This window comes from Anaeromyxobacter sp. PSR-1 (assembly GCF_000964525.1).
GTDB lineage: Bacteria > Myxococcota > Myxococcia > Myxococcales > Anaeromyxobacteraceae > Anaeromyxobacter.
The window spans coordinates 1-13,282 of sequence record NZ_BAZG01000115.1; the positions used below are offsets into that span (position 1 = coordinate 1).

General features: G+C 74.3%; 10 protein-coding genes. 4 read left to right on the forward strand and 6 right to left on the reverse strand.

From position 1 onward, the window contains the following. Positions 1–148: 148 nt before the first annotated feature. From PSR1_RS15640 to PSR1_RS15660, 5 genes are all read right to left on the reverse strand, one after another. Positions 149–934, reverse strand: a complete 786-nt coding sequence (locus PSR1_RS15640; protein WP_059438423.1) for an outer membrane lipoprotein-sorting protein — start codon at positions 932–934, stop codon at positions 149–151. 18 nt (positions 935–952) lie between these two features. Next, positions 953–2,260, reverse strand: a complete 1,308-nt coding sequence (locus tag PSR1_RS15645; RefSeq protein ID WP_059438424.1) for an ABC transporter permease — start codon at positions 2,258–2,260, stop codon at positions 953–955. A 2-nt stretch (positions 2,261–2,262) separates the two neighbouring features. After that, positions 2,263–4,401, reverse strand: a complete 2,139-nt coding sequence (locus PSR1_RS15650) for an ABC transporter permease (RefSeq protein ID WP_059438425.1) — start codon at positions 4,399–4,401, stop codon at positions 2,263–2,265. Further along, complete coding sequence (locus PSR1_RS15655; RefSeq protein WP_059438426.1) at positions 4,398–5,111, reverse strand: ABC transporter ATP-binding protein; 714 nt, start codon at positions 5,109–5,111, stop codon at positions 4,398–4,400. The genes PSR1_RS15650 and PSR1_RS15655 overlap by 4 nt, the downstream gene beginning before the upstream one ends. Before the next feature lie 83 nt (positions 5,112–5,194). After that, complete coding sequence (locus PSR1_RS15660; RefSeq protein WP_012528007.1) at positions 5,195–5,377, reverse strand: CPXCG motif-containing cysteine-rich protein; 183 nt, start codon at positions 5,375–5,377, stop codon at positions 5,195–5,197. A gap of 24 nt (positions 5,378–5,401) precedes the next feature. Between PSR1_RS15660 and PSR1_RS15665 the strand changes: the two genes are divergently transcribed. From PSR1_RS15665 to PSR1_RS15680, 4 genes are all read left to right on the forward strand, one after another. Then, entirely contained in the window at positions 5,402–6,067 is a 666-nt protein-coding gene (locus PSR1_RS15665) for a Smr/MutS family protein (protein ID WP_059438427.1), read from the forward strand. Positions 6,068–6,171: 104 nt separating this feature from the next. Beyond that, the gene (locus PSR1_RS15670; RefSeq protein ID WP_059438428.1) at positions 6,172–7,512 is read left to right on the forward strand and encodes a TolC family protein; all 1,341 of its coding nucleotides are present in this window, start codon (positions 6,172–6,174) and stop codon (positions 7,510–7,512) included. Further along, entirely contained in the window at positions 7,509–8,540 is a 1,032-nt protein-coding gene (locus PSR1_RS15675) for an efflux RND transporter periplasmic adaptor subunit (protein ID WP_059438429.1), read from the forward strand. Before PSR1_RS15670 ends, PSR1_RS15675 begins: the two co-directional genes overlap by 4 nt. Then, a complete protein-coding gene (locus tag PSR1_RS15680; protein WP_059438430.1) occupies positions 8,537–11,893 on the forward strand; it encodes an efflux RND transporter permease subunit in 3,357 nt (1,118 codons plus the stop codon). The genes PSR1_RS15675 and PSR1_RS15680 overlap by 4 nt, the downstream gene beginning before the upstream one ends. Here PSR1_RS15680 and mgtE read toward each other — a convergent pair. Next, positions 11,848–13,173 (reverse strand): magnesium transporter, encoded by a 1,326-nt coding sequence (gene mgtE / locus PSR1_RS15685; RefSeq protein ID WP_059438431.1) that lies wholly within the window; start codon positions 13,171–13,173, stop codon positions 11,848–11,850. The two genes, PSR1_RS15680 and mgtE, sit on opposite strands and share 46 nt — an antisense overlap. Positions 13,174–13,282: the final 109 nt, after the last annotated feature.

Consider the following 13,282-nt stretch of genomic DNA (forward strand, 5'->3'; position numbering starts at 1 on the left):
CGCGGGGGCGGCGGGCGGCGCGGCGGGCGCGCCGAACAGCTCGTCCTCGGAGGGCCGGTCCTGCGCGGCGGCGGGCGCGGCCGGGAGCGCGCAGAGCGCGGCCGCGGCGAGCAGCGCGGCGGTGCGGGGCGAGGGCATGGGCGCGCTCCTACCGGCTCTTCGACTCGAGCCAGGCCTTGGTGAAGAGGTTGGCCTCCAGCGGGCGGAGGTCGATCTCGCGGATCAGGATGAGGGTGGAGTTCCCCTTCTCGATCTCGTCGTAGATGCGGATCTCCTCGGGGTACCAGACCTCGCCCTTCTTCGACTCCGAGTAGATCTTCCTCCAGCGCGGCGTGTAGGTGGTGCGCATGAGCCGCCCGGAGAGCGCCACGTCCTGCCGCTTCAGGATGTTGAGCGTCGCCTTGTCCACCCACAGCCGCCGCACCGGGTAGGAGACGTCCACCCCGGGCTTCACGGTGAGCACGAGCTCGTGCACCTCGAAGACGCCCAGCTTCGAGTCGCCCTTCCACTCGGCGGTGTAGTCCTCGGAGAGGCGCGGCTCGGAGAGGTCGTCGCGCCGCGTGTCGGTGCCGCCGATGCGCTCGCGCTCGGTGCGCCGCTCCCACCGGCCGGTGGACGGCTCGTAGCTCCACAGGTTCTTGTCGATGCGCAGGTAGCCCTTGCCCGCCTCGGCCTTGGGCTTGGTGAACAGGAAGAGCTGCTTGTCGTCCTCGTCGCGCCGGTAGACCAGCAGCTCGTAGACGACGTCGGTCTTCCCCTTCTCCTTCGCCTCCATGTAGCAGAGCGCCTTCCAGTCGCCGGAGTTGCGCTGGCGGTCGTCGAGCGTGGCGACCACGCGCTTCAGCTCGTCGGGCCCGAGCGCCGCGGCGGGCGGCGCCGCGAGCGCCAGGGCCGCGGCGGCGAGGGAGAGGACGGCGGCGGGGCGTGCGTGCATGTTCGGGGATCCTGGGGTTCAGCCGATGTGGTGCATGGCGGTGACCGGCCGCAGGCGCGCCGCCCGGCGGGCGGGGAGCAGCGCGGCCACGACGGTCACCCCGGCGAGGAACAGCACGTCGGCGAGGATGGCGCCGGGCTGGAGCAGGAAGGAGAGCCGCTCCTGCATGAGGAAGAGCTGCATGCCCTCGGGCACGCCGATGCCGGCCAGGTTGAGCAGGAGCGCGATCCCGGAGGCGATGGCCGCGCCGGCCGCGGCGCCGCCGAGGCCGAGCAGCGCCGTCTCCAGCACGAACAGCCACAGCACCTTGCGGCGCTGCATGCCGATGGCGCGCAGCGTGCCGATCTCGCGGGTCCGCTCGCGGATGGCGATGGCGAGCGTGTTGAGGATGCCGATGACGACCACCACCATGAGCACGAACACGAGCAGCGCGGTGAGCGCGCGCAGGCCGAGGATGAACTGCTTGAACTGGCCCATCTCGTCTTCCCAGGTGGTGACGTCGAGCTTCTGGCCGGTCCAGTCCTCGCTCGGCACCTTCTGCATGAGCTTGATCCAGTACGGCTGCGACTCGGGCTCCATCACCCGCCAGCCCGCCTCGGCGAGCGCGGCGCGCAGCCGGCTCGCCACCGCCGGCGCGTCGGCCGGGTCCTTCAGGTACAGGTGCAGCGCGCCGGTGGCGGTGGGCGCGAGGCCGTAGAGCCGGCGCAGCGTGTCCCCCTGGATGAAGGCGCTGAACGCGGAGAGCAGCCCGACGTTCCGGGCGATGACCGCCACCCGGACGTCGGCGGTGTTGTTCACGCCGCGGGTGGTCGGGGCGGAGAGCGTCACCACGTCCCCGACCTTCACCTTGAGCCGGTCGGCCTGCCCCTGGAACAGCAGCACCGTGTCCGGCTGCGCCAGGTCCTCCAGCCGGCCCTCCACCGGCCGGATCACCTTCGCGAACCCGCGCTCCTGGGCCACCTCCACCCCGCCCAGCACCAGGTCCATCGACGAGCTCTCGGAGACGGCCTTGGCCCAGCCGCGCCCGCGCACCGCCACGTAGTCGATCTCCGGGACGAGCGCCCGGACCGTGTCGAGCGCGCGCGGGTACTCGGACACGATCGGCGCGGCGCTGCCCGAGGTGATCTTGAAGAACCCGCCCACGTTCACGTGGCCGGTGAGCAGGGTGGTGGCCGACACCATCATGGCCCGCTCCACCCCGCCGGTCAGGCTGGAGAGCAGCACCAGCAGCGCCGTCACCGCCGCGAGCGCGCCGCCCAGGAACAGGTTGCGCCGGGTGTGCCGGGTGAGGTTGCGGGCGGCGATCTGGAGGTCCACGCCGATCACGATCAGTCCTCCGTCGCCATCGCCTCGACCGGCGTGACGCGCATGGCGAGCAGCGCCGGGTAGAAGCCGGAGAGCACGCTCACCACCACCACCACCACGATCGACACGGCCACGCTGCCGCCGCCCAGGGTGGGCATGAGCGCCGGCCCCGAGAACAGGAAGTTGAGGAGGTCGGAGGTGGCGGGGATCCCGCCCGCCGCGCGCACCGCCCACACGCCCAGCCCGCCCAGGCCCGCGCCGGCCAGGCCGAAGGCCAGGCCCACCGAGGCGATCTCCACCAGCATCATCGCGAGCACGAACCGGCGCTGCGCGCCGATGGCGCGCAGGGTGCCGATCTCCTTCACCCGCTGCAGCGTGGCCATCACCATGGCGTTGTTGATGATGACGAGCGCGATGGCGAAGAAGATCACCACCGCGCTGTAGAGGATCACCCGCAGCAGCGTCACGAACTGGCCCACCAGCCCGGACGCCTGCTGCCAGTCGATCACCTTCAGGTGCAGCCCGGCCCGGTCCGAGGCCGCCTGCACGTCGCGCATCGTCTCGCGCAGCCGCGAGGGGTCGCGCAGGATCAGCGCCGCGTTCAGCGCCACGCCGCGGTCGATCTCCTCCTGCGAGTAGGTCCGCGTCGAGAGGTCCTCGGCGGGCCGGTCCGCCCGGCGGTCCGCCAGCAGCCGCCCCTCGTCGATGCGCGCCGCGCGCGACTCGCCCTCCAGCGCGCCGCCGCCGCCGAACAGCGCGGCCTCGGCGTCCTCGCGCGCGAGGTCGGTGGCGCCCACCGAGCGCTTGATGGCGTCGATCTCCGCCGCCCGCTCGCGGGTCATGTAGCCGTACAGGTCGCGGAAGGACTGCAGGTCCATCACGCTCATCATCCCGGCGATGCCGGACTTCTCGATCTGCCGGAACTGGATGAACCCGTAGACCTTCACGTTCACCGAGTTGAAGTACCCGCTCTTCGCCGGCGCCTTGATGGTGATGGTGTCGCCCACGTTGATGACGTACAGGCGCAGGAGCGGGGCGAGCTGGTCGTAGAAGATCCGGTAGCGCGCGTCGAAGGTCGCGTCGTCGGCGTCGAACAGGCGGGCCAGCAGCGCGGGCAGCGCCTCCGCCGCCGCGGCCGGGCCGAGCGCGCGGCGCAGCCTGGCGGTGGCCTCCTCGGCCTGGATGGGGTCGAGCTGCAGGAGGATGTCCTTCAGCCCGGCGCGGTTCTCGCGCACCCAGCGCTGCAGCTCCTCGTCGTCCGCGATGCGGCGGCCGCGCCGGTCGCGGGCCTCCTTGATCTGGTCGAGCCGGCGGGCGTTCCGGAGCTTCAGCCACTCCTCGGCGTACTGCTTGCCCACCAGGATCCCGCGCCGGCCGCGCGGGATCATCTCGCCCTCCGCCACCTGCGCGAGCTGGAACGCGCGGAAGAACGCGTCCACGTCGGTGCCCACGTAGCGGATGAACGTGAAGCCGCCGTCCATCGACAGCTTCGCGATCCGGTTCTCCAGGAACTCGAGGTTGCCGTAGCGGTCGCGGTCGAACCCGGCCCAGAACGCGTCGTCCGCGGCGCGGGTCAGGTCGGCCCACTCCCGCCGCCGGTCCTCCGCGTCCCGGCCCTCCAGGTCGGCGATGCTCCGCGCCTGGCCGAGCTCGTCCCGGAGCAGCCCCACCATCCGGCGCACGTGCGCCTTGCGCGCCTCGTAGCCGCGCAGCGCCTCCGGCGAGCGGTCCCCGCCCTCCACGCGGCGCACGTCGGCCCGGAGCCGCTCCAGCGCCACGTCGAACACGTTCCCGGTCGCGACCATGGCCTGGTCGATGCCCATCGGCACCACCGTCTCCACGTTCGGGACCGCGGAGAGGACCTGCTTCACCTTCGCGAAGTCCTCGATGGGCTCGAGCAGCGACTCGCCGCGCAGCCCGCCGTACAGCTCCAGCGCGTCCTCCGAGCGGGCGTCGTACACCTGCAGCTGGCCGCCCAGGCTGCCCTGGATCGACGTGCGCATGCCCTTGTCGATCGAGTCGAGCAGCGAGAGCCCCAGCACCACCAGGAACGCGCCGCCCAGCACGATGGCGCCGATGATGGAGGTGCGGACCTTGCTCGCGGCCAGGTTGCGGAACGAGATCCGCAGGAGCACGAGCAGCGCGTCGCGCCGGCCGGTCACCGGGCCGCCTCCGCCGCCGCCCCGCGCCCCGCCTCGCGGGCCACGATGCGCCCGTCGGCGATGCGGATCACCGCGCTGGCGTGCGCCATCACCTTGGGGTCGTGGGTGGAGAAGACGAACGTGGTGCCGTCGCGCGCGTTCATCTCCTTCATGAGGTCGATGATGTTCTCGCCGGTGGCCGAGTCGAGGTTGGCGGTGGGCTCGTCGGCGAGCACGAGCGACGGCGCGGTCACGAGCGCGCGGGCCACCGCGACGCGCTGGCGCTGCCCGCCGGACAGCTCGCTGGGGCGGTGGCGGGCGTGGCTGGCGATGCCCACCGCCTCGAGCAGCCCCATCACCCGCGCCTCGCGGTCCCGCCGCGAGAGCCCGCCCTGGAGGAGCAGCGGGAACTCCACGTTCTGGAAGACCGAGAGCACCTGGACCAGGTTGAAGCTCTGGAAGATGAAGCCGATGGTGCGCAGGCGCAGGTCGGTGAGCTGCCGCTCGCTGAGGCGCGAGGTGTCCTTGCCGTCCACCTGCACGACGCCGGTGGTGGGCGTGTCCACGCAGCCGATGAGGTTGAGCAGGGTGGTCTTCCCGCTGCCCGACGGCCCCGCGATGGAGAGGAACTCGCCCCGCCCGATCTCCAGCGTCACGTCCCGGAGCGCCGGCACCACCGTCTTGCCGAGCATGTAGTCCTTCGAGACGCCCTGCACCGCGACGATGGACATGCCGACGCTCCCCCGCGGCCTCGGAGCCGCGCGCCGCCGCTTCTACCCCAGGTGACTCCTACGGGCCAGCAACATCCCTTGGACTAGTCGTCCTGGCGCCCCACCGCGACCGCGAACCCGCCGGGCTCCTCCTCGACCGCGTGCACGGTCCAGGGCCGGCAGCATACCGGGCAGTCCTCGACGTACGTCTGCGACGCCCCGCCGCCCGGGTCGACGAAGATCGTCACCAGCTCGCCGCAGTAGGGGCACTCGATCTCGATGTCCAAGGTGCCCCCCGTTATAGTCGGGGCGTGGCGAAGCGGCCGTTCAACGAGGGCTTGCAGAAGCTGAAGGCGCTCTCGCCTCCCCGTGAGGAGCGACCCCGGCGGCCCGCGCCCCCTCCGCCGCCGGCGCCCCCCGCGCCGCCCGCGGAGCCGAGCGAGTCCGAGCTGTGGGCCCAGGCCACCCGCGGCGCGCGGCCGGTGGACCGCGGGCCGGACACCGTCGCGCCCGCCGCGCCGCGCGGCGCCGGGGGCGCGCACTGGCACCCGGACCTCGAGGCCATCGACGCGCTCCGCGCGCTGGTGTCGGGCGACGCGCCGTTCGACCTCTCCGACTCCGACGAGTACATCGAGGGCCGGGTGGCCGGGCTCGACCAGTCGGTAGTCCGCAAGCTCCGCCGCGGCGAGTTCGCGGTGCAGGGCCACGTGGACCTGCACGGCCTCACGCGCGCCGAGGCGAAGCAGGCGGTCGACGCCTACCTGCGCGGCGCGCGGCAGGCGGGCAAGCGCTGCGTCCTGGTGGTCCACGGCCGCGGGCTGCACTCCAAGGACCAGCTGCCGGTGCTGAAGGACGCGCTGAAGACCTGGCTCGCCTCCGCGCGCTTCGCGCGGCACGTGCTGGCGTTCGCGACCGCCCGGCCGGTGGACGGCGGCGCGGGGGCGCTCTACGTGCTGCTGCGCCGGCCCGGGCGATAGCGCGCAGCCCCGAGGGTTGGAGCCCGGGGCGGGCGGGAGGATTCGCCCCAGCCTCCCCGGGACGTTGCGGAAACCTTTGGGTGGCGCCTTGGCTCTGAGCCACCGTGACCACGCACATCCTGTCCAAGGCTTCCCGCCTCGCGACGCTCGCCGCCGCCGCGGCGCTCGTCGCGCCCGCCGCGGCCGCCGCCGCGCCGCTCACCATCGAGGACGCCATCCGCGCGGCCTGGGCGAGGAACCCGGGCCTGCAGGCGTCGGCCGCCCAGGCCGAGGCCGCTCGGGCCGACGCCGACCGGGCCCGCGACGCGCGCCTCCCCACGCTCTCCTTCACCGCCCGCGCGTTCCGCACCGACGAGCCGATGATGGCCTTCGGCACCCGGCTCGACCAGGGGCGGATCACCATGGCCGACTTCGACCCGGCCCGCCTGAACGATCCGCCGGGCATCGGCGGCATCGGCGCCGGCGCCGCCATCCAGCTGCCGCTGTTCATGGGCGGCCGGCTGCTCGCCGGGCAGCGCGCGGCCGGCGCCATGGCCGGCGCGGAGGGCGCCTCGCACGCGCAGCGGCAGCGGGAGATGGCCGCGGGCGTGGTGCAGGCGTACTTCGGGGCGCAGGCCGCGGAGGAGGGCGTCCGCTACGCGGAGGACCTGCTCGCGCAGGCGCAGGAGACCGAGCGCTTCGTGCGGCAGCGCGCCGCCCAGCAGCTCGCGCTCGAGGCGGACGTGGCCCGCGCGGTGGCGTTCCGCGCCCAGGCCGAGGCCGAGCGCGCCGCCGCCCTGCAGCGCCGCGCCACCGCCCGCTCGGCGCTCGTCATGCTGGCCGGCGACGAGGTCGCCGACGCCGAGCTGACCACGCCCATCGACGCGCTGCCCGCGCTCCCCGCGGCCGCGGCCCCGCCGCCCGAGCGCCCCGACCTGCTCGCCGCGCGCCTGCAGCGCGACGCGGCCGAGGCCGGCGTGCGCGCCGCCCGCGGCAGCCTGCTCCCGGCGCTGTTCGCGCAGGCGAGCGCCGAGACCCTGCGCACCCCCAGCCTCTCCGACGGCACCGCCTGGACCATGGTGGGCGTCATGGCGAAGTGGGACCTGTCGCTCGGCGACGCCCGCGCGCTGCGGGCCGCCCAGGCCCGCGCCACCGCCGCCGGCGACGCGCTGGTCTGGCGCGAGCGCGAGGCCGCCCGCGAGGGCGGCGAGGCGCGCCGCGCGGTGGACACCGCCGACGCCCGGGTGCGCTCCGCCCAGGAGGCGGTGGCCGCCTCGGAGGAGGCGCGCCGGATGCGCGCCGCCCGCCATCGCCAGGGGCTGCTGCCCCTCACGGATCTGCTCGACGCCGAGACCGGGCTCGCCGGCGCCCGGGCCCTGCTCGTCGCGAGCCGGCTGGAGGCGCGCCTCGCGCGCGCCCGGCTCGCCCTCGCCCTCAACGCTCCCATCGAAGGACTCACGCCATGAACCACCGCACCCTGATGCTCGCGCTCGCGCTCGCCGCCCCGGCGCTCCCCGTCCCCTCCCTCGCCGCCGAGGCCGCGGCCGCCCCCGCGGCGCCGGTCCGCGTCCGCGCCGCCCGCGTGGACGGCGGCGGCGCCGGCCGCACCGTGGCCGCGAACGTGGTCGCGGTGCGCCGCGCCACCATCTCGACGCGGCTCGCCGCGAACGTCACCCAGGTGCACGTGGAGGAGGGCCAGCGCGTCGCCGCCGGCCAGCTCCTCGTGTCGCTCGCCGACAACGACGTGAAGGGCGGCCTGGAGGCCGCCGAGGCCGCGCTCGCGGCCGCCTCCGCCCACGAGAAGCGCATCGAGGCGCTGCTCGCCGAGCGGGCCGCCACCACCTCCGAGCTGGAGGGCGCCCGGGCCCAGCGCGCCCAGGCCGCCGCCGCGGTGGCCGGCGCCCGCGCCAACGTCGGCTACTCGCTGCTCCGCGCCCCGTTCGCCGGCACGGTCCAGTCGCGCCGCGTGAACGCCGGCGACCTGGTCGGCCCCGGCCAGCCGCTGCTCCAGCTGGAGGGCGACGCGCTCGAGCTGACCGCCAGCCTCTCCGACGACGAGGCCCGCGGGCTGGCGGTGGGGAAGACGCTCCCGTTCCTCGCCGGCAGCACCCGCGGCACCGTCGAGATCACCGCGCTCACCCCGGGCGGCGATCCCCTCTCCCACCGGCGCGGGCTGCGCGCCCGCGTCCAGAAGGCGGAGGGCGAGCTCCGCTCCGGCTCGTTCGCGCGCCTGGTGCTGCCCGCCGCGGCCGGCGACGCGAAGGCGCCCGCCGCCCAGGCGGCGCTGTGGGTGCCGAAGAGCGCGCTGGTGCAGCGCGGCGACCTCACCGGCGTGTTCGTGGCCGACGGCGGCAAGGCCCGCCTGCGCTGGATCTCGCCCGGCGAGCCGGCCGGCGACGCGGTGCTGGTGCGGGCCGGGCTGCGCGGCGGCGAGACCGTCATCGACGCCCCCGGCGCGCTCCGCGACGGGCAGGCGGTGGAGGTGACGCCGTGACGACGCCGGAGCAGGGCCAGCGGCTGGGCATGGCCGGGCGGCTGGCGCGCCCGTTCCTGCGCTCCAAGCTCACGCCGGTCATCGTCCTCGCCTCCATCCTCCTCGGGCTGGCCGCGGTCTGGCTGACCCCGCGCGAGGAGGAGCCGCAGATCGTCGTCCCCATGGTGGACGTGATGGTGCCGTTCCCCGGCGCCAGCCCGCGCGACGTGGAGACGCAGCTCGTCACCCCGCTCGAGCGCCGGCTGTGGGGCATCCCCGGGGTCGAGTACCTGTACAGCTCGAGCCGGGCCAACGTCGGCTTCATCACCGTCCGCTTCAAGGTGAACGAGCCGCTCGAGCCCTCGCTGGTGAAGGTGCACCAGGAGCTGGGCGCCCACCCCGAGCTGCTCCCCTCCGGCACGCTGCCGCCGGTGGTGCGGGCGCTCACCATCGACGACGTCCCGTTCCTCACCCTGACGCTGCACGCCGAGGACCCGCTCCCGGCCGGCGAGCTGCGCAAGCTCGCCGAGGAGGTGGCGCGCGAGCTCGCCGACGTGCCGCGCACCGCGAACGTGCAGGTGGTGGGCGGCGCGCGCCGCACCGTGCGCGTCGAGCCGGATCCGGCGCGGCTGCGCGCGCTGTCGGTGTCGCTCGCCGAGCTGCACCAGGCGCTCCAGGGCGCCCAGGCCCAGCTCCCGGCCGGCGCGCTGGTCGAGGGCGGCAGGCGCGTCGAGCTGGAGGCGCAGGGCTTCGCCCGCTCCGCCGCCGAGCTGGACCGGGTGGTGGTGACCGTCCGCGACGGCCGGCCCATCTACGTGGAGGACGTGGCCCGCGTGGTGGACGGCCCCGAGCCCGAGCCGGCGGTGGTGCTCACCGCCGAGAAGGGCAAGGAGGGCTTCGAGCAGGCGGTGTCCATCGTGGTCGCGAAGCGGCCGGGCACCAACGCCACCGAGCTCGCCCACGAGGTCATGGCCAAGGTGGACGCGCTCCGCGGCGGCCTCATCCCGGCCGGCGTGAAGGCCGACGTCACCCGCAACTACGGCGAGACCGCCGGCGAGAAGTCGAACGAGCTCATCGAGCACCTGCTCATCGCCACGCTCTCGGTCATCGCGCTCATCCTGCTCGCCATGGGCTGGCGCTCGGCGGTGGTGGTCGCGGTGGCGGTGCCGGTCACGCTGGCGCTCACCCTCCTCATCACCTACCTGAACGGCTACACGCTCAACCGCGTCACGCTGTTCGCGCTCATCTTCTCCATCGGCATCCTGGTGGACGACGCCATCGTGGTGGTCGAGAACATCCACCGCCACCTGCACCTGCCCGGCCCGAAGCGCAGCTTCGCCCAGGTGGTGCTGGACGCGGTGGACGAGGTCGGCAACCCGACCATCCTCGCCACGGTCGCGGTGATCGCGGCCATCCTGCCGATGGCCATGGTCCGCGGGCTGATGGGCCCGTACATGCGCCCCATCCCCGTGGGCGCGAGCGTCGCGATGGTGTTCTCGCTGCTCATCGCGTTCGTGGTGAGCCCCTGGGCCGCCATGAAGGTCTTCCGCAAGGAGGCGCACCTCCCCGACACCGACGCCACCGGGCTCCACCCGGCGGATCCGGGCCACGAGTCGCCGGAGCCGGCCTCGGCCGAGCCCCACGCCGTGGCGGAGTCGGCGCCCGAGGGCCGCGTGGCCCGCCTCGACCGCAAGGTCATCCGCGCGCTGCTCGGCTCGTGGAAGGTGCAGCTCGGCTTCATGGCGCTGGTGACGGCGCTCCTGCTCGGCGCGGTGGCGCTGCTCTTCACCGGCGCGGTGAAGGTGAAGATGCTGCCGTTCGACAACAAGAGCGAGTTCCAGGTGCAGCTCGACCTGCCCGCCGGCGCGGCGCGCGAGGAGGCGCTGGCGCTGGGCCAGGACGTCGCCCGCCGGCTGCTGGCCGAGCCGGAGGTGGAGAGCGTCCAGGTGCACTCCGGGGTGGCCGCGCCGTTCACCTTCGTCGGCATGGTCCGCCACAGCTTCATGCGCGAGGCGCCGGAGATGGTGGACCTGCAGGTGAACCTCTCGCCCAAGGGCGAGCGCAAGGCCGCCAGCCACGCCATCGCGGTGCGGGTCCGCCCGCTCATCGAGGCGCTGGCGCACCCCGCCGGCGCGCGCGTGAAGGTGGTCGAGATCCCGCCGGGCCCGCCGGTGCTCGCCACCATGGTGGCCGAGATCTACGCCCCGTCGGCGCAGGAGCGCGACCGCCTGGGTCGCGAGGTCAAGGCCGCGTTCGAGGCGGTGCCGGGCGTCGTGGACGTGGACTCGACGCTCAACCCGACGAACCCCAAGCTGGCGCTCTCGGTGGACCGCGAGAAGGCGGCGCTGCACGGCGTGCAGCCCGCCCACGTGGTGCAGACGCTCGCCGCGGCGGGCTACGGCGCGCCGCTCGGCACGTTCCACGGGTCCCAGGGCGCGGCGCAGGTGCCGGTGGTGCTGCAGCTCGCGCCGGCGCAGCGGACCCGCCTCGACTCCCTGCTCGCGCTCACCGTCCCGGGCGCGCGCGGGCTGGTGCCGCTGTCCGAGCTGGTGCACGTCGAGGAGACCCGCGAGGCGCCGGAGATCCAGCACAAGAACATGAAGCCGGTGACCTACGTCACCTCCGACCTGGCCGGCGAGATCGAGAGCCCGCTGTACGCGCTGCTGGCCCTGAACCAGAAGCTCGAGGGGCTGAGGGGCGACCGCGGCGAGCCGGTGGCCCGCTACGGCCTCGCCCACCCGCCCGACACCGAGCACGCCTCGATGAAGTGGGACGGCGAGTGGCACATCACGCTGGAGGTGTTCCGCGACCTCGGCCTCGCCTTCGGCGCGGTGATGCTGCTCATCTACGTGCTCATGGTGGGCTGGTTCCAGAGCTTCTCGATGCCGCTCGTGATCCTGGTGCCCATCCCGCTGTCGCTCGTCGGCATCCTGCCGGCGCACGGGCTGTGGGGCGCGTTCTTCACCGCCACGAGCATGATCGGCTTCATCGCCGGCGCCGGCATCGTGGTGCGCAACAGCATCATCCTGGTGGACTTCGCCGAGCTGAAGCTGCGCGAGGGCATGCCGCTCGCCGCGGCGGTGGAGGAGGCGGTGCTGGTCCGCTTCCGCCCCATGGCGCTCACCTCGCTCGCGGTCATCGTGGGCAGCGCGGTGATGCTGGCCGACCCCATCTTCCAGGGGCTGGCGGTGGCGCTCATGGCGGGCGCGGTGGCGTCCACCCTGCTCTCGCGCTACGCGGTCCCGGTGATCTACTACGTGCTGGCGCGGCGCGGCCGCGCGGCCGAGCTGCAGCGCGAGGGGGCGCGGGCCGCCGAGCTCGCCACCGCTCAGAGCAGCGTGCCGGAGAGGATGAGCGTCGCCGTGGTGAAGTAGATGACGAGCCCGGTCACGTCCACCAGCGTGGCCACGAACGGCGCGGAGGCGCTGGCGGGGTCGAGCTTCAGGCTGCGCAGCACGAACGGCAGCAGCGAGCCCGCCAGCGTCCCGAACGTCACCACGCCGATCAGGCTGCAGAACACGGTGGAGGCGACCAGCAGGTAGTGCTCGCCGTAGGTGGGCCGCACCGCCTGCCACAGCACGATGCGCAGGAACCCGATGGTGCCGAGCACGGCGCCGAGCGCGAGCCCGGCGCCGATCTCGCGCCGCATCACCCGCCACCAGTCGCGCAGCCGGACCTCGCCGAGCGCCATGGCGCGGATGACGAGCGTGGTGGCCTGCGAGCCGGAGTTGCCGCCCGAGGAGATGATGAGCGGCACGAACAGCGCCAGCACCACCGCCCGCGCGATCTCGTCCTCGTAGCGCGCCATGGCGGTGGCGGTCAGCATCTCGCCCAGGAACAGCGCGGCGAGCCAGCCGGCCCGCTTCTTCACCATGGCGGTGAAGCCGACCTCGAGGTACGGCGCGCCCAGGGCCTCCATACCGCCGATCTTCTGGATGTCCTCGGTGGCCTCCTCCTCGACCACGTCCACGATGTCGTCCACCGTGACGATGCCCTTGAGGTGCCCCTCGGCGTCCACCACCGGCAGCGCCATGAAGTCGGTGTCGCGGAACACGCGGCTCACCGCCTCCTGGTCCTGGTCGTCGCGGACGGTGACCGGGTCGGCGCGCATGATGTCGCGCACCCGGCGCCCCGGCTGCGCCGCGAACAGCTCGCGGAAGCTCACCACCCCGAGCAGCCGCTGCGCGTCGTCGAGCACGTAGACGTAGTAGATGGTCTCGAGCCGCTCCTGGGCCTGCCGGCGCAGGTAGATGATGGCCTCGTCCACCGTCATGTCCGGCCGGAGCCGCGCGTAGCGCGGGCTCATCAGGCCGCCGGCGTCGTCCTCGGCGTAGGCGAGCAGCGCGCGCACGTCGCGCCGCGTCTGCTCGTCCAGCAGCCCGAGCAGCCGCTCGCGCTCCTCCGGCTCGGCCGCCTGCACCAGGTCGGCGGCGTCGTCCGGCGCGAGCAGGCGCGCCCAGGAGCGCTGCTCCTCGTGCGGCACGGCGCGGAGGAGATCGGCCTGGTCGCGCGCGGAGCGCGTCAGGAACAGGTCCTCCGCCTCCGCCCGAGGCAGCAGGTGGAAGCCCTCCACCCGGTCCTCGGGGGAGAGCACCGGCCACAGGTCCGCCAGCTCGTCGGCGGTGACCTCCTCGCGCGCCTCGGTGTCGGCCATGCGTCGCCCCGCTAGAGCCCGGCGGCGATGGCGCGCGCCGCGGCGGCCGGATCGGCCGCGTCGCGCAGCGGCCGCCCCACCACGATGACGTCGGCGCCGGCGCGCACCG